Below are 17233 nucleotides of genomic sequence, written 5' to 3' on the forward strand. Positions count from 1 at the left end.
TTCTTAGCTAAGAGAAATCAGTGGTTACCAGCGTAGTCTTGAAATTATCCCAATGCGCGATAATTGCATCGACTTTCTTTTGCTGAATGTTTTTAACCGTCAGAAACACGCTTGGATCAGCATAAATCGCTTTTGACGTGCCTTCTTCACCCAGAGTACTGATTATCACCTCTGTAAGCTTAGGGCCTATACCTTTTACGCCAGCAAAGAAGCTTTCTAGCTCTGACGTAGTTAAAATGAGTTCGTCTGCATCTGCTTCAACACCGTCTTCAAACTCATCATTGCTATCATTTAAAACACGCTCTAGTCCATCACCAATAACGTCATCTAGGCCATCGTCTTCACTTACATCTTGGTTTTCTAAATGTAAGTCGGTAAAGATTTGCGCTTTGCTTTTTGGGGTGTAATTATCTTGAAAATTCCAAGATTCACTTGGCCATTCTTCGTCAAGCTGCAATTCAACAGGTAGTAAAGGATATAATTCACGATTCGTTACGGCTGCTGCATCGGCGCTGTCATAACTTGGTGTGTATTCACCAAAGGTAATGTTTCTCATGGTGCGTAACAATGGCGTGCGAATTTTACCCAGTTCCTCCCAGTTATACAAAGGAATGTGCGGTTTCTTAAAGCGCTCTGAACACAAGGTCCACATTATGTACTGGCCGATCCAGTCACGAATATAAGGGAACGCAGCAAAAGCGGTAGCGCATTCTAGAATGCGGAATTTACCGTCAACGCCTAACGCGATATCCGACGCCCAGTATTCAGCTTTAGCGGCCTTTGAAGCGTTAACCGCAATTTGTAGCGCTTCTTTAGGTACATTAGCGTAGTCCATAGAGCCGCCTTGGCTAGTATTAGTCAGCCATTCACCTTCCGGCGGACGACGCCAAAATGCGCAAACCGGCTTATGACCTATTAGCATAACGCGTATGTCTGCCTTCATAGGTACAAATTCTTGCACGTATACCGGATGATATTTCTTTTTCTTAAGCAACTCGGCCGCTTCTTTAAAGCTATCTACCTTGTGAACGAAGTAGCCGCCATAATTAGACGGGCCGTAAGATTTCTTAATAATCTTCGGGTAGCTAGCGCTACGCAAAAACGCCATCGCCTCATCTTTTTCATAGAAAATGTCAGTCTTGGGAATAGGAAGGTTGTGCTTTTCACAAAAATGCGTGACGTTTTCTTTCGACTTGTTGGCAAACTGCGTGTCCATTGTTGGCAAAAAGCGAACGTTCGGTAGCTCACGAGCAATTTCTCGAAACGTTTCGTACGCTGTGGCTGGAATGTTGCCAATAAGAATATCAATATTTTTGCTTTTTACTTCACGTACAAAGCGGCCCTTGTCGTTACCCCAGTGGTAACACACAGTTTCAATTTTGTCTGGCCAACCCTTAAAATTCGATTTATCGAAGAAGCGCAGAACGTGATCTAAGTAGAGTAGGCCAATGGTAGGTAGTTTAGTTGTAGACATTTTACTTTCTCGTTTAAAGTTGAGAGGTTAGCGCAGCCTGCATGCTTGCGCGCTTTTCAGTTGCTTTTCGCTCAATCAAATTAACGATCCGCTCTATTTTTCCATCATTGAAGGTTAACCCTGCGGCCTCTTGTTCAGGGGTCGCGAATGCTGGAATTCCGTTTACTTCTAGTACTACATATTCTTCATGTTCTTGGTCGTAAATTACGTCCACTCCCGCGATATCCAGCCCCGTTACTTTTGCGGCTTTAATCGCTAACGCGACCAATTCGTCATTCGGTTCACGGCGTATAACTGAACCACCGCTTGTTACGTTCGTTTTCCAATCATCTTTAGGCGCTTTACGTCCATAGCACCCTACGAATTCACCATCAACGATGTCAATTCGATAGTCTGTCATGTCGTAATTAATAAAACGTTCAACGTAGAAGTGAGGAATGTTGGTCTGATCCAAAAATGGAATAAGCATATCTAAAGAGCGCTCATCTTCTACCTTTACAATACCCATACCGCCCCAGCCATCGGTCGGTTTATACACTAAGCGCCCGCCCCACTCGCGAATAGTGTTTTTAAGCATCGGCTTGTCTTTGGTGTTACAAAGTCGGTAATCGGGCGTGCGTATACCTGCACGAGATAAACGGTGGGAAGTACGAAGTTTATCTTCTGACAACGAGAATGATTCAAAACTGTTAAGGCACGGAATCGATTCGTTTAATACTTGATAAAGAAAAACTTGATAGGGCGTTTGTTGCCCCGCATTGTATGAAAAAAACGCATCTAACTCTTCCATATTTACGTTGTGACACGTGATGGTTCCGTTATGCGCGTTTGCATGGCCTAAGTTAAGATCGGTAATTGCTTCGATATCGCGATCTCGTAATTGATTGACGATTTTAGCCTGTATGGCAGTACCACCGCTGTTGCTGTACATCCACATCCCGACTGTATACTTTGGCACGACTTTTAACCCTATTTTTTAAACCTAAGAATTGACATTCTTTTTGGTTTGCGTAAGAAGACATTTCAACTAAAAGATTTGCACCAAAATGGGTGGTAAATAACTATTTTAGATGAGAAATATGACATATATTAGACTTCAGGGTACGTCTTGGTACGAGGAGTCCCTCCCAAAAGCGGCGCCATTAAACGGCTAAATTGCGAACTATTCAAGTTTATTTTTTGTGCAAATGAAATTAATTTTGAATTTTTTGAGAGTAACGTTTAAAGCGTGTGTTTTGTGTGTGAATAAACCTTGATAATCAAGGGTTTCAGCGTGGTTTGGTTTTAATCAATACTTGGAATAAATATCATGAATAGTAGTCTGGACTTTACCGAACTTGCCACGATTATATCGCTCAACTCTTACACTAAAAATAAAGCGGGTGTAGATCGTAATGCTGACATCTTTAATATGTGGATGGAGCAGCTTGGTTTCTCTGTTGAGACCCATCGCCGAGATGTAATCGGTAATCATGTTCACTATCTGTCTAAAAAGAGTGAAGGGGCAAAATTACTGTTACTTGGTCACCTAGATACCGTATTCCCACCTGATACTTTTACCGAATTTCGTGAAGATGATGAATGGATTTACGGCCCTGGTGTATGTGATATGAAAGGCGGTAATTATATTGCACTCACTGCCCTTAGACACGTATTTGCCGAGCAAGGCCACATTACCAACATAGATATGCTGTTGGTGAGTGACGAAGAAAGTGGCAGCGACGATAGCAAGCTTCTTACCAGTGAAGTAGCCAAAGCCTACGATGCCTGTATGGTTTTTGAAGCGGCAGGGCCTGATCACGACGTGGTCATTTCTCGAAAAGGCATTGCTACCTTTCAGATTGAATTTGAAGGCAAGGGAGCCCACGCAGGTAATCACTATACCGATGGTATCAACGCTAACTTGGCAGCGGCTCATATGTTAATTGCATTGACGAACTTAACCGACCTTGAAAAAGGCACTACGGTTAATGCCGGTAAAATGAAAGGTGGTTTAGGCGCAAACACCATTTCCCCCAGTGCCAGCCTGACGGTAGAAGCACGTTTCACCCAATCAGAAGAGCGGGACAGAGTGTTGGCCGCGTTTGAAGAAGTGGCCCAAAACCCTGCTGTAGAAGGAGTAAAGATAGCTTTGACAGGTGGGTTACAACGAGATGTTATGCAGCCTACAGAAGCACAAGCGCAGTTTATCACTGAGTTAGAAAGTGTTCTGGATGCGCCTTTAAAGCTTGAAAAGCGCGGCGGTGTTAGCGACGCCAATGTAGTATCAGCAGCGGGTGTCCCTACTCTTGATGGTTTTGGACCCTATGGTGATGGCGACCACACCATTCACGAACGTGCCAGTAAAGCCAGCTTTGAACGCCGTATTAATGAGGTGAGTAAAATACTCGCGCATTTTAATGGCGGGAAATAGGGGGCTAGTTCTGGCGAGTGTTTTTTATACGGGCCAGAGATATTTCAAGCATAAATAACTAACTGAAAATATTGATACGAATTATGAAAAGCCTGAAATCTATTCTTCAGGCTTTTTCATATGACCTTGGTCAAACCAGCTTCGAAAAATGCTGTCTATCCGTTTATCTGTTCGTTTACCGCATAAATGCCAAGGGTTAACCCAGCCTTAACCCGTCCTTAAATAGCATGCTCCCATTCTGGATTCGCCGTGCAACTGTGTGAATCTAACCACTTCGGTACTTAACTTAATTAAACGATGGTAGGACTCCTTAATGAAGACGTATGCACTGGTCCCGATTGGCCTCTTAATCATAGTGTCGCTGCTTAGTGGCTGTGAAGAACAATCTAGCACGCCCCCAACTGCGCCTGTTACAGAGGTGTCTTACATTAACGTTACCTCTACCGAGCATAAAATAGATACCAAGCTGCAAGGAAGAGTAACTGCCTCTATGGTGGCCGAGGTACGCCCTCAAGTGAGCGGTATTATTCAAAAGCGCCTATTCACCGAAGGGCAAATGGTAGAGCAAGGACAAACCTTGTATCAGATAGACCCTGAAACCTACGAAGCAGCTTATAACGAAGCAAAAGCTACGTTAAACAGTGCAAAAGCAACAGTGGCGACGGCTAAATTAAAAGATGAGCGGTATGCAAAGTTGTTAAAAATCGAAGGTGTGTCTCAACAAGATGCTGATGATGCCCACGCTGCTCATTTAGAAGCGAAAGCAAATATAGAGATGTACGAAGCCGCATTGGAAACCGCCAGAATCAATCTTGAATATACCAAAGTGCTTGCGCCTATATCGGGGCGTATTGGTATTTCTTCAGTAACCCAAGGCGCGTTAGTGACTGCCCAGCAAGACACTGCATTAGCCACTATTCGAACGTTAGATCCTATTTATGTAGATATGACAAAAAATAGCAAAGCGCTGCTTAAGCTACGCAAACTAATGCGTGAAGATAACATTAAGCAAGGTACAACCGACGTGGCCTTGTCCTTAGAAGATGGAAGCACTTACGACCACCTCGGTGAATTAAAAATGCAAGAAGTGGCAGTTGACGCTTCTACCGGCGCGGTGACGCTACGTGCCCAATTCCCTAACCCTGATGGTTTACTATTACCTGGTATGTTTGTTCGTGCATCGGTCAGCGAAGCGGTTGATGAGAACGCGATTTTGGTGCCTCAACAAGGTATCTACCATGAGGCGACTGGTGAAGCTTACGCTTATGTTATCGACGACAGCAACACGGTAGAAAAACGTATTGTCGAAACCATTAACGCGGTAGGTAACCAATGGCTGCTAGAAAGCGGACTAACTGAAAATGAAAAGTTGTTAGTCGAAGGCGCGGGTAAAGTAGGGCCCGGCAGTGAAGTAAAACCTGTTCAGGTCGAAATGAATAGCAAGGGCACTATGGTGACGGTGACAGATGCTGATAGTTCCACGACATCTTCACTGGGGAGTAAATAGGCCATGTTAGCGCGCTTTTTTATCGACCGCCCCGTTTTTGCGTGGGTAATCTCCATCATCATAATGCTTACAGGTATTGCTTCTATTATGTCACTACCTGTGGCTCAGTACCCTAGTATAGCGCCACCGGTTATTAGTGTAAGTACCACTTATACAGGGGCTGATGCAGAAACCGTAGAAAATAGTGTTACCCAAATATTAGAGCAGCAACTTACCGGCCTTGATGGCTTGTTATACTTTTCATCATCAAGTACTTCAGATGGTGGTGCTTCCGTTAATGTGATCTTCGAGCAAGGTACTGACTCTGATTACGCGCAAGTACAAGTACAAAATAAGGTTGAGCAGGTAAATTCTCGCTTCCCAGAGGCAGTGCAATCTCAGGGTATAACCGTGACGAAATCGAACACTGACTTTTTGTTAGTAACCGCGGTATATGACACCACAGATACAGTATCGGCGTTTGATATCTCAGACTATATCTCTTCAAATATGGAAGACGCTATCGCACGTATAGAAGGGGTAGGTGACACTCGAGTGTTTGGTTCCGAATACGCCATGCGAATTTGGTTAGATCCTACCAAACTGGCTGCTTACGAGCTTATGCCATCTGATATTACAAGTGCACTTGATGCGCAAAATGTGCAAGTACCCGCGGGTAACATTGGTGCTATTCCATCTGCGGGTAGCCAAGAGTTAAATGCCACGGTTACGGCGCAATCAATGATGTCTACACCGGAGCAGTTTCGCAATATTATCGTGAAATATGATTCAACAGGCGCAAATGTATTATTAGGTGATGTAGCGAGAGTAGAAATTGGCAGCGAAAGTTACTCGGCTATTCCTCGTTTGAACGGTCATCCCGCTTCGGGTATTGCGGTGATGTTATCGCCAGGGGCTAACGCACTAGCTACCGCTACGCGGGTGAAGGACAAAGTAGCAGAGCTTGCTGTGAATCTGCCGGACGGCTACGAAGTAACCTTTCCCCGAGATAGTACCGACTTTATCAAAATATCTATCACGGAAGTAGTGCATACCTTGGGTGAAGCGGTAGTGCTGGTGGTGATTGTGATGTGGCTGTTTTTACAAAATTGGCGTGCCACACTTATTCCAGCTATCGCGGTACCTGTAGTGCTATTGGGAACATTTGGGGTGCTCTCGGCATTTGGTTTTTCTATAAATACACTTACGATGTTTGGCATTGTGCTGTCTATAGGATTACTGGTGGATGACGCCATCGTGGTGGTAGAAAACGTCGAACGGTTAATGGAAGAAGAAAACCTCTCGCCACGAGATGCCACCATCAAATCAATGTCAGAAATAACTGGCGCGTTAATCGGTATAGCGGTTGTTTTGTCGGCAGTATTTTTACCTATGGCTTTCTTTGGTGGTTCCACAGGCGTTATTTACAAACAGTTTTCGGTAGCCATCGTGTCGTCAATGATCTTGTCGGTAGTGGTAGCACTAACCCTTAGCCCTACGTTGTGCGCAAGCTTACTGAAGCATAAAAAACCTGCGAATAAACAGGCTGCTACATCAGGTAAAGCGCCCCGTAAAAGCTTCTTTCAGTGGTTCAATGCAAAATTTGATGACCTTACCAACAAGTATGCAGGTCGCGTTTCCCGCATGGTTAATCAAAAAGTTCGCTGGATGGTGGTGTACGCGGTGATTATTGGTGTATTGAGTGTGCTGGTGGTAAGAATGCCAACAGGATTCTTACCCCAAGAAGACCAAGGCAGCATTATGTTTCAGGTGAATTTACCCCCTGGAGCATCTATTAAGCGCACCCGTGCAGTAGGCGAGAAAGTCACTGACTATTTAATGACAGAAGAAAAAGATACTGTCGTAAGAGCTTTCTCTATTTCAGGGTTTAACTTCAGTGGAAGTGGTCAAAATGCGGGAATGGGATTTGTATCTTTATCTCCTTGGGACGATCGCACTGAAGATGATGAAAGTGCCGATGCGCTTATTGCCCGCATGAACAAAAATCTATCGACTATTCGCGATGCCAATGTGTTTGCTATGTCGCAACCGGTTATTCAGGGGCTAGGGCAAAGCAACGGATTTACGTTCGAGCTACAAGCCACGACGGGAACCAGCCGTGCTGAGCTAACTCGTTTAAAGAATGAATTGCTCGCTAAGGCCCGTCAAAGTGAGCTACTCAACAGTATTCGTGATGGCGCGTTAAGTGATACGCCTCAGTTAAAAATTGATATTGATAACGGCAAAGCAAGTGCGTTGGGTGTATCGATGTCAGATGTTTCCGCTACCCTGACTTCAGCGTGGGCTGGCTCATACGTGAATGATTTCATTGACAATGGCCGAGTGAAAAAAGTGTACATAGAAGCGGATGCTGAATATCGCTCAAAACCTGAAGATTTAAATGAATGGTATGTTCGAGGCACCAACGCCGATGGTGAAACGACCATGACCTCGTTTGAGGCGTTTAGCTCGTCGTCTTGGTCAAGCGCTCCGCAAAGTTTATCGAGGTTCAACGGTATAGCGTCGTACCAAATTCAAGGTGCAGCCGCTAGTGGCGTGAGTTCGGGTCAAGCTATGGCTGAAATGGAACGTTTAACTCAAGAAGTCGGGCAAGGTAAACTCACTTACGCGTGGAGCGGTTTGTCTTATCAAGAAAAACTATCTAGCGGACAATCGTCTGCCCTGTACGCTATTTCAATATTAGTTGTGTTCTTGGCACTTGCCGCCTTATATGAAAGTTGGGCGGTACCGTTTTCCGTGATTATGGTTATTCCATTAGGGGTTATAGGGGCGGCGTTGGCATCTAGCATGCGAGGGTTAGACAACGATATTTATTTCCAAGTAGCGCTACTTACCACTATTGGTCTAGCGGCTAAAAATGCCATTTTAATTGTTGAATTTGCTGAAGCATCCTACCAAAAAGGCATGTCGTTAATTGAAGCTGCAGTGACTGCTGCAAAGTTAAGATTGCGCCCTATTATCATGACCTCTCTGGCCTTCATGTTAGGTATTTTACCCTTAGCAATATCTACAGGGGCAGGGGCCAATAGCCGTGTTGCCATTGGTACCGGTATTATCGGTGGTACCTTCACTGCCACTGTACTGGGTATATTCCTTGTGCCTATGTTCTTTGTGTTGGTGCGAGGCCTGTTCCCTAAACGTCGAACAGTTTACTCAGATAATGCTAATGAGCATGCAGTTTCATCAGCTGCTCAAACCGATACGCCTAAGCCGTTGGAGAATGGCCATGATTAAGTTTTCTAAATTGCACAAAGGTAGACTCTTGCCTATCGCAGCGGCGTTAGTTTTAGCTGGATGCAGCTCAATGGCGCCAGACTATTCACGCTCTGACGCTACGGTAACCAATGAATGGCAGCTCGAAAAGGTTGAGCTAACACAAGGTTTATCATCGCAACAAGCGTTAGATATTCCGTGGAAAGACTTTATTAAAGACGAACGGCTAGAGAAGATCATCGATTTGGCGTTAAGCAGTAATCGAAGCCTTCGGGAAACGCTAGCCGATGTCGAGTCGGCGCGAGCGACTTACCGCATTCAAAAGTCAGATTTGTTCCCTGATGTTGATGTGAGCTTAAGTGGCGATCGCACCAAGTACTCAACGGGCGAAATTGATACTACATACGAAGCAGAGGTGGGATTCAGTAGCTACGAGCTAGACTTATTTGGTAAAAATCGTAGTTTATCTGAAGCTGAAATGGAAACTTATTTAGCCAGTAGTGAAACCGCGAAAGCGGCAAAAATTTCACTTATTGGTGAAGTTGCCAACGCTTGGCTAACCTTGGCGGCAGATAGTAACTTGCTGACGTTAGCCGAAGAAACGGCCAGTAACGCTAAACAAGCCATGGATATTACGAATAAACGTTTATCTTATGGCATTGATTCGCGAATAGATGTAGCCAGCGCTGAAACTATTTACCATGCCGCCCGCTCTGATATAGCCAGTTATAAAACTCAAGTGGAGCAAGATAAAAATGCGCTTCGTTTATTAGTAGGTGAGAAATTCGATGACAATCTGCTTGCTTATACCTTGCCTACTGACACCTATGGAGGGAGTGACAGCTTGGTAACTGATGTACCGGTAGGTGTCTCATCAGATGTATTGTTAGTGCGACCTGATGTGTTGACTGCCGAGCATGCGCTTAAATCTGCCAATGCGAATATAGGTGCGGCGCGCGCTGCGTTCTTCCCCAGCATATCGCTTACTGCGACGGGCGGGTTGGCCAGTTCAGTGCTATCGGATATTTTTAGCGGCGGTGCCAGTTCAATTTGGAGCATAGCGCCCAGCATTAGCTTGCCCATATTTGATGGGGGAGAAAACAAGGCAAACTTGGCCTACAGTGAAGCACAGCAGCAGAAGTACTTAGCCGCCTATGAATATGCCATTCAAAGTGCGTTTACCGAAGTTGCTGATGCATTGGCAAGGCGAGCCACAATTCAAGATCAGCTTGAGGCTGAAGGTGCCTTGGTTAAAGCATCTGCCCGAAGTTACGAACTCTCTTTCGCTCGTTATGAAAATGGCATTGATAGCTTCCAAACTGCATTAGAATCGCAGCGTACTATGTATAGCGCTAAACAGTCTCTTATTGCTACGCGACAAGCAGACTTAGTTAACCGCATCACTCTATATAAAGTGTTAGGCGGCGGTTTAGCACCTACCGAGGGCGAAGTAGAATAAAAAATAGGGTCAGAGTAAATTTAAATTAACTCTGACCCCTTTTTTCCACTTTTTACCTCAGCTTCTTAGCTGGTATACGACACCACTTCAGCTTCAATACCCTCTCCAAGCATGAAATAAAAACGCCTTCCAGGCTCGTAGTTACCGTGGTTGTATGTATCAAAACCTAAGGCGAATACTTTTTTCTCGATAGTGTCTAAATGCTTTACCACGATACCTAAATGATTAACGTGGGCTAGGGTGGTGTGATCGAATGAGGCTTTGCTTTCACTAGTTGGGTTGCTAAGCGTTGTATTCACTTCTTTCGGGGCGTACAGCGCAAGATAAGCAGAATCTGACCCAACGTGTACGGTGTAGCCATCATCTTTGGCAGGGCCGCTCCAACGAATATGCCAGTCAAATAGTTCACATAATGTGTTAGCGATGGCATCTGGATCCTTGACCGTAATGTTAGCGTGTTCAAGTATAGCTGGTTGCATAGTGTTTCCTTATTGATTAAATGGGGTTATGGATTAATCGTTAGAAACAGCTTAATATCTCAAGCTAACTTTAGATCAAGTATTAAGTTTAACTTTTTTAAAATGGCCCCTGAACCCCTTGTTAGCATTGGCTTTGTCGCAAAGCGAACTGGCAATGCTGTATCGCTTATACGTTACTACGCGAACGAATCTCTCATACCCTCTGTGCGAACATCTGGAGGAAACAGGATGTTTCCTCGTTCGGTTATACGTAGGGTGTCGTTTATATTAATCGCTCAGAAATTGGGTTATGCATTAGAAGATATTCGGCAACTTCTTAATACGCTGCCCGATAAACGCACGCCGAATAAAGAAGACTGGGCTAAGCTTAGTGAAATATTTAATGCACACATAGCAAGGCGTATATCTGAGCTAACAGCGTTACAATCCTCATTAGAGGGATGCATCGGCTGTGGCTGTTTGTCTTTAGACAAATGCAACCTGTACAATAAAAACGATAACATTGCCGAGAATGGAGCGGGAGCCCGATTCCTTTTAGGTGACAGCCCGAAGTAAATAGACGCTGAATATAGGAACTCACCTTTGGCAATAACAAAACCAGCTAATTCAAACGCTAGTACTAGTATGCACACCCGTAATTTACATAGAAATGGCTACCCGATGGCCGCGCTGTGCCAAGCACATCCTGAATTATCGGGCTATGTGATTAATGCTAAGAGTGGCAAGAAAAGTATCGACTTTGCCAATCAAGACGCCGTTAAAGCGCTAAATGCAGCATTGCTTATTCACTACTATGGACTTAAAACGTGGGACATACCTAATGGGTATTTATGCCCGCCTGTACCTGGTCGAGCTGACTATATTCACGGCATTGCCGATGTATTGGCGCGAGCCAATGGTGGCGTTATCCCTAAAGGCGGTGAGGTAAAAGGGCTGGATGTAGGGATTGGGGCTAATGCCATTTATCCTATCATTGGCAGTCAAAGCTATGGTTGGCAGTTTGTGGGAAGCGACATCGATGCGGTATCAGTGAAATCGGCGAAATCAATTGCTAACAAAAATCCAAAGCTTTCCCCTTTATTGTCGGTACGAAAGCAGCCGAATAAAGCGAAAATCTTTGAGGGCATTATTCAGCCTAACGAGCACTTCACTTTCACCATGTGTAACCCTCCGTTTCACAAATCTGCCGAAGCTGCGGCGCTGGGAAGCGAGCGAAAAGCCATCGGTCTTAAAGGAAATAAGCAAAAACGAAGTGGCAAAAAGCCTCGTGTTGATATTCAAGCTAATACAAACGCACATACCTCTGCTAAAGCGAAACCCGATATCAGTAGCGTAAAGCTAAACTTTGCAGGAACCGGTAATGAATTGTGGTGCGAAGGGGGCGAACTTGCCTTCATTCAGCGCATGATCATTGAAAGTGTGGCGTTTAAAACACAGGTAGATTGGTTCACTTGTTTAGTGTCTAAAAGCGACCACCTAAAACCCATTGAAACCAGCATCAATTACTATGGTGCAAAGAAATTTCTCAAAGTAGACATGGGGCAGGGGCAAAAGCAAAGCCGATTTGTGGCGTGGACGTTTACTGAATAAATGTTAAATAATGGGTCAGAGTACTTTAATCAATGAATAATCATTAAAGTACTCTGAATCCTTTTAAGTTTTCAAAAGTTTGATTAAGGATGTCATGAAAGTATTAAGGAAATTACTACTCAGCTTTGCGGTAATGGTTTGCGGGGCGCAATTATCAGTAGCACAACAACTTGTTATAGAAGAGCAAGTGCTGAACTCAAACGTTCTCGATGAAGAACAAAAGTTTACCGTATACCTTCCTGAGAACTATGATAGTGACGCGGATCATAGGTACCCTGTTTTATACGCTCTGGACGGAAAGTATTATAAAAATATGGTGAGTGCCGTTATTGCTCAATTTTATGCTGATGGGCTAATACCTGACACAATTGTTGTCACAATCGACAATGAGGATCGCATTAGAGATTACACTCCAAGCCCTCACTCTACCGTTGACGTTGAAAGCGGTAAAGCTGATAAATTTCTAGATTATATAGAAAAAGAACTTATTCCCTTTGTCGACTCAAACTATAAAACTTCCGATTTTAAAATACTTCAGGGGCACTCATTAGGCGGGTTATTCTCTTTATATGCCCTTCAAGCTAGGCCAGAACTATTTACTGCTCATTATGCTTTTAGTCCGTCTCTCCATTGGGGAGATAACGCGACAGTTAAAAAAATAAAGGAGTATATTTCGTCACGCAAAACCTTAAACCAGTTCATTTATATGAATTTAGGTGATGAAGTTATTGTAAGTGGATACACAACACGAAATACAATGAGGGATTCTTTTTTAGAGTTAAGCGCCTTTTTTGAGGAAAAATCCATTCCAGGGCTAAGAGTGAAAAGTGAGGTTTTTCCTACATTGCCTCATGTAGCAACCAACATAACTGGGCTAGTGAACGCAACGAATGCGCTATATCGAAACTGGGTATTGTCCTTCCCTGTAATGGAAAAAGGCCCCGAGGAAATATCGGCACACTATAAAAAGTTATCTTCCGACCTATATTATAAGGTAAAGCCCCGTATAGGTTCCCTGAACTTCGCTGCTGACTACATTACGAACGGAGTGAAGCAGCCTGAAAAAGGCATGGCAATACTTCACTACAATGCCTCGCTTTATCCTGATTCAGCACAGGTAAAGTTTAGCCTTGCTAAAGCTTATAAAAGCCGTGGAGATAAAGTTCGTGCTAGAAAGTTTAGTGAAGAAGCATTAGTGTTGATTAAAGACGATGTAGCGCTAAAAGCTTCTATTACCGAATTTTTAGGAACATTATAAGCTGTTCAAAATATGATGGGGCAGAGCACTTTAATCACTATTAAAGTCTTATGCGCCCTTTTTCAGGCTTCTTTTCATTAAAGTACTTTGACCCCATTTCGTTTATTTAGGAGTGTCCAATTGTTTCTCAGACTGGTTCGAAACCTCGTACTTCTTGGCTTAACATTACTCTTTTGTTCTGTTTCTACTGCTGATACTAAAATAGAGAGAAAAATGTATAACCCGTGGGAGGCAGAAATTGGTTACTCCCAAGTTGTTATTGCAGGTAACAACGTTTATTTATCGGGTATCGCAAGTGATAAAGCTACGATGGAAGCGCAAGTAAGGGAAATCTATACCCTTATACAAAATACCCTCAAAGATAATAACCTAGGCATGGAAAGTATCGTAAAGCAGGTAATTTATACCACTGATATTGAGGCGTTCAAAAAGCTGGGCAAGGTGCGAAAAGAAAAGTTTAAAGAGGGCCAGTATCCAAGCTCTACGCTAGTAGAAGTACAACGGCTCTATAGCCCAAACCACATGGTTGAGATAGAGGTGGTTGCGTTTAAAGAATAGATATATCAATGGGTTAATTAAGCCGTCGTTCGTTTTACTAGATGGAATATCAGAATAAATTCAAAGGGCCTTGATGATGTTGTGTAAAAACATCAATGTTTTACAAATAGGTGGTAGTGCTGGTTTAGCAGTAGGGTTAGCATTATTTGCTTTATCTGAGTGGGTTAGTGAGCTTTATCGTTTGCCCCTTAACATTATTTTATTTTTAGAAACGGAAGGTGGCATATGAAAAATGTAAAAGTAGCCTTGGTAACAGGCGGGGCGAAGGGCATTGGCGCAAGCATCGTTGAAAAGTTAGCGGCGAATAATGTTGCCGTGGTAGTTAATTATGCCAGTAGTAGTGATGCTGCAAACGAGCTCGTTGATAAAATTAAAAGTAAAGGTGGGCAAGCCATTGCGGTAAAAGCTGATGTGTCGAAAAACACTCAGGCACAAAGCTTGTTTGAAGCAGCGCTACAAAAATTCGGTAAGGTAGATGTACTGGTGAACAATGCGGGCGTGATGGCGCTTTCACCGCTAGCCGATACCAGCGATGAAGATTTTAACAAACAGTTCGACGTTAACATGAAAGGTGTATTCAACATGCTCCGGTTAGCATCGACCCAACTTCATGTAGGCGGAAGTATCATTAACCTTTCCACCAGTGTAGTGGGGCTTAAATTAGAGCGCTATGGTGTGTATGCCGCGACTAAATCTGCGGTGGAAACCATGTCAGCTATTTTGTCGAAAGAGCTAAGAGGTAAAAATATTTCGGTAAATTGTGTCGCGCCAGGGCCTACGGAAACAGACCTATTCACAGAGGGGAAATCCCAAGAACTCATCGATAAGCTCGCCAATATGAGCCCAATGGAAAGGCTAGGTCAGCCTGAAGACATTGCTAATGTAGTTAGCTTTTTAGCTAGCGACGAAGGACATTGGGTTAATGGACAAGTGTTACGGGCTAATGGTGGGGTTATTTAACTTAACTAGGTAATTTAACCGAAAAACAGCAGGTTAGGTAAAAGGAATTTTTACCTAAAATGAGCATGAGTTTAATAAGCGTAAATTCCTCGCTTTGCAATTGAAAATGATTCTTATTTAGGTTAAGGTGTGCGCCAAATTTTAGTCCTTTATACTTTAGTGGAATACAATAAATGTCGCGCAGCGCTACCTCACTTGGAATTTTTCTTTCTGGCTTATCTGGGTTTGTTTTTCTTGGATTTAACAATGTAGTTCACGCTCAAGAGGCTGAAACTGACTCGGTAGAACATGTTGAAGTTAAAGGTAGAGCGCAGCAGTTTTACTTAGATACCAAAACCAAAATCGGTACTAAAACTGATGCTGATCTCATCGATATTCCCATGTCTGCGCAAGTACTTAGTGCGCAACTTATTGCTGACCAAGCTGCACGTGATATTACCGACTTATATCGTTCTATTGCTGGCGTCAGTGAGTACAGCTATTCCGGCGTGACATTTCGCGGCTTTCGTGACGAAGATAACGTATTTTATGATGGTGTAAGGGGCGATCCTTATTCAGGCTTCAGCGTGCCTGACTTATTCAATGTTGCCCGGGTAGAAGTGCTAAAAGGTCCTGCGGCAGCGTTATATGGCGGCGGAGAACCCGGTGGCATGATTAATTACGTCACTAAAAAACCTACCTTTACCGACAATAAAGAAATTACCATAACAGGTGGCAACTATGATCTGCGCGGTATTTCAGGTGAGGCTACAGGTGGGTTGACCGATGATGTGGCCTATCGGATTGGTGGTTTTTATGAAGCACAAGATAGCTTTAGAAATAACGCGGATATGGAAAATATCGAGCTAGCTGGCGGTATCCTCTATAACGTTAGTGACAATACACAGTTGACCACCACCTTCGATTACATCGTTCAAAACCTCGGCGGCCACCGACTTCGCGGTGTCCCCGTTGACGATGAAGGCAATTTCTTAGTCGATTTAACCTATAACGCGAACGAAGAAAGTGACTTTCAAGATATGGAAGCATTCGTCTTTCAAACCCAGTTAGCACACACCTTCAGCGACACATTCAAGGTTAGTTCTACCCTTCGCTATTTAACCAACGAGCGAGATCAGGCTTATCACGAGTCTCGCAGTTGGGTTGATGTTAACGGTGACGGCGAAGCTAATATTGATGACGAGACTATTCGACGTGAATATCGCAGCCAATACCGTGCCAATGACGAAGTCAGCCTAACTACTGACTTCGTTTACGACTTCAGCACAGCGGGTTTAGAGCACCAATTATTATTTGGTGGTGATTGGCACTACATGGACACGGAATACGATTACCTGCGTGCTAGGTATGAAGCTGATGGCATCGCTAATCTTAATATTTTTACGCTAAATTATGGTGAAACCGATCCTAGTACCTATAACCTTACTGACCAAGAAAGAGATGGTATACGTCGTAACCGTCAAGGGTTGTACGTACAAGATATGGTGAATTTAACAGACAATATTATTGTTATGGCAGGTGCTCGTTTTGATAGGTTTGACGAGCGAGACAAAGAGACTGGAACTGAATACGACGATTCAGATGTTACCTATCGTGCAGGCATTACTTATAAACCGTTTAAAGCAATGTCGGTGTACGCCAACTATTCAGAAAGCTTTAACCCCGTTGATGCCACTGACCAAGCTGATGCCAATGTTACTGCCCTAGAACCTGTTAGCGGTGATGCCATTGAGTTTGGTGTGAAAAACGAGTGGTTGAACGGAAGCATTATGACCACAGTCGCCGTGTATCATATAAGCAAAGAAAACTTGGTTTACAATAATCCTGATTACATTGAAGGTGAAAATGACGATACCGAATCAGCGCTCATTAATTTTGGTGTAGTAGAAAGTGATGGTGCCGAATTTACCTTGGTAGGCGATATTAGCGATACCATCAGCGTGACTGCTAACTACGCGTACAACGATACTATTGTGGTTGACGGTAGCTCAAGCAACACTTTTGGTGAGGGTGATAGATTTGTAAATGCGCCACGTCATCAAGCTGGCTTGTGGACAAGGTTTGCGATTAATAGTATCGACTCATCTATTGCTTTTGGAGTGAATTACGTGAGCGAGCAAATAAGTGCAGATGCGCAAAGGGTAAAGCCTTTCACTGTATTTGATGCAAGCTGGACAACACGATGGGACGCGGTTTTACTTAGTGTAAATGTGAATAATTTATTTGATAAAGAGTATGCAGTAAGCGGCTTTAGCGAAAGAAATGGCCACTTCCCAGGGCAGCCTCGCGAAATTATCGCCCAGCTTCAATATAATTTTTAAT

The 17233-nt window shown here is 43.7% G+C and carries 14 protein-coding genes; 11 read left to right on the plus strand and 3 right to left on the minus strand.

Annotation, left to right across the window (positions count from 1 at the left end; all coding sequences use genetic code 11):
• Window positions 1-7: 7 nt before the first annotated feature.
• Entirely contained in the window at window positions 8-1474 is a 1467-nt protein-coding gene (locus JKP82_RS03775) for an ATP-grasp domain-containing protein (protein ID WP_218395944.1), read from the minus strand.
• A 13-nt stretch (window positions 1475-1487) separates the two neighbouring features.
• Window positions 1488-2432, minus strand: a complete 945-nt coding sequence (locus JKP82_RS03780) for an ATP-grasp domain-containing protein (protein ID WP_159532363.1) — start codon at window positions 2430-2432, stop codon at window positions 1488-1490.
• Window positions 2433-2783: 351 nt separating this feature from the next.
• Here JKP82_RS03780 and JKP82_RS03785 point away from each other — a divergent pair, with 351 nt between their 5' ends.
• From JKP82_RS03785 to JKP82_RS03800, 4 genes are all read left to right on the plus strand, one after another.
• A complete protein-coding gene (locus tag JKP82_RS03785; protein ID WP_159532361.1) occupies window positions 2784-3887 on the plus strand; it encodes a M20 family metallopeptidase in 1104 nt (367 codons plus the stop codon).
• Window positions 3888-4200: 313 nt separating this feature from the next.
• Complete coding sequence (locus tag JKP82_RS03790) at window positions 4201-5394, plus strand: efflux RND transporter periplasmic adaptor subunit (protein WP_159532359.1); 1194 nt, start codon at window positions 4201-4203, stop codon at window positions 5392-5394.
• A 3-nt stretch (window positions 5395-5397) separates the two neighbouring features.
• The gene (locus tag JKP82_RS03795; protein ID WP_232370658.1) at window positions 5398-8628 is read left to right on the plus strand and encodes an efflux RND transporter permease subunit; all 3231 of its coding nucleotides are present in this window, start codon (window positions 5398-5400) and stop codon (window positions 8626-8628) included.
• Window positions 8621-10066 (plus strand): efflux transporter outer membrane subunit, encoded by a 1446-nt coding sequence (locus JKP82_RS03800; protein ID WP_159532357.1) that lies wholly within the window; start codon window positions 8621-8623, stop codon window positions 10064-10066. Before JKP82_RS03795 ends, JKP82_RS03800 begins: the two co-directional genes overlap by 8 nt.
• Window positions 10067-10131: 65 nt before the next feature.
• Here the strand turns inward: JKP82_RS03800 and JKP82_RS03805 are convergent, their stop codons facing one another.
• Window positions 10132-10545, minus strand: a complete 414-nt coding sequence (locus JKP82_RS03805; protein ID WP_159532355.1) for a VOC family protein — start codon at window positions 10543-10545, stop codon at window positions 10132-10134.
• A gap of 102 nt (window positions 10546-10647) precedes the next feature.
• On the opposite strand from JKP82_RS03805, the gene soxR reads away from it, so the two are divergent.
• The 7 genes from soxR (at window position 10648) to JKP82_RS03840 (ending at window position 17232) form a co-directional block, all read left to right on the plus strand.
• Window positions 10648-11100 carry a redox-sensitive transcriptional activator SoxR gene (gene soxR, locus JKP82_RS03810; protein ID WP_041452735.1) on the plus strand — a complete coding sequence of 151 codons (453 nt, stop codon included), beginning with the start codon at window positions 10648-10650 and terminating at the stop codon, window positions 11098-11100.
• 69 nt (window positions 11101-11169) lie between these two features.
• Window positions 11170-12135, plus strand: coding sequence for a 23S rRNA (adenine(1618)-N(6))-methyltransferase RlmF (rlmF, locus tag JKP82_RS03815; RefSeq protein WP_159534643.1), 966 nt, complete (start codon window positions 11170-11172; stop codon window positions 12133-12135).
• 94 nt (window positions 12136-12229) lie between these two features.
• Entirely contained in the window at window positions 12230-13393 is a 1164-nt protein-coding gene (locus tag JKP82_RS03820; protein WP_159532353.1) for an alpha/beta hydrolase, read from the plus strand.
• Between the two features lie 213 nt (window positions 13394-13606).
• Complete coding sequence (locus JKP82_RS03825) at window positions 13607-13951, plus strand: RidA family protein (RefSeq protein WP_159532352.1); 345 nt, start codon at window positions 13607-13609, stop codon at window positions 13949-13951.
• 73 nt (window positions 13952-14024) lie between these two features.
• The gene (locus JKP82_RS03830) at window positions 14025-14180 is read left to right on the plus strand and encodes a hypothetical protein (RefSeq protein ID WP_159532350.1); all 156 of its coding nucleotides are present in this window, start codon (window positions 14025-14027) and stop codon (window positions 14178-14180) included.
• On the plus strand, window positions 14177-14911 hold the full coding sequence (locus JKP82_RS03835; protein ID WP_159532348.1) for an SDR family oxidoreductase: 735 nt from the start codon (window positions 14177-14179) through the stop codon (window positions 14909-14911). Before JKP82_RS03830 ends, JKP82_RS03835 begins: the two co-directional genes overlap by 4 nt.
• 173 nt (window positions 14912-15084) lie before the next feature.
• Entirely contained in the window at window positions 15085-17232 is a 2148-nt protein-coding gene (locus JKP82_RS03840) for a TonB-dependent siderophore receptor (RefSeq protein ID WP_159532346.1), read from the plus strand.
• The last annotated feature ends 1 nt before the right edge of the window (window position 17233 follow it).

It is taken from the genome of Alteromonas lipotrueae, assembly GCF_019249215.1.
GTDB lineage: Bacteria > Pseudomonadota > Gammaproteobacteria > Enterobacterales > Alteromonadaceae > Alteromonas > Alteromonas lipotrueae.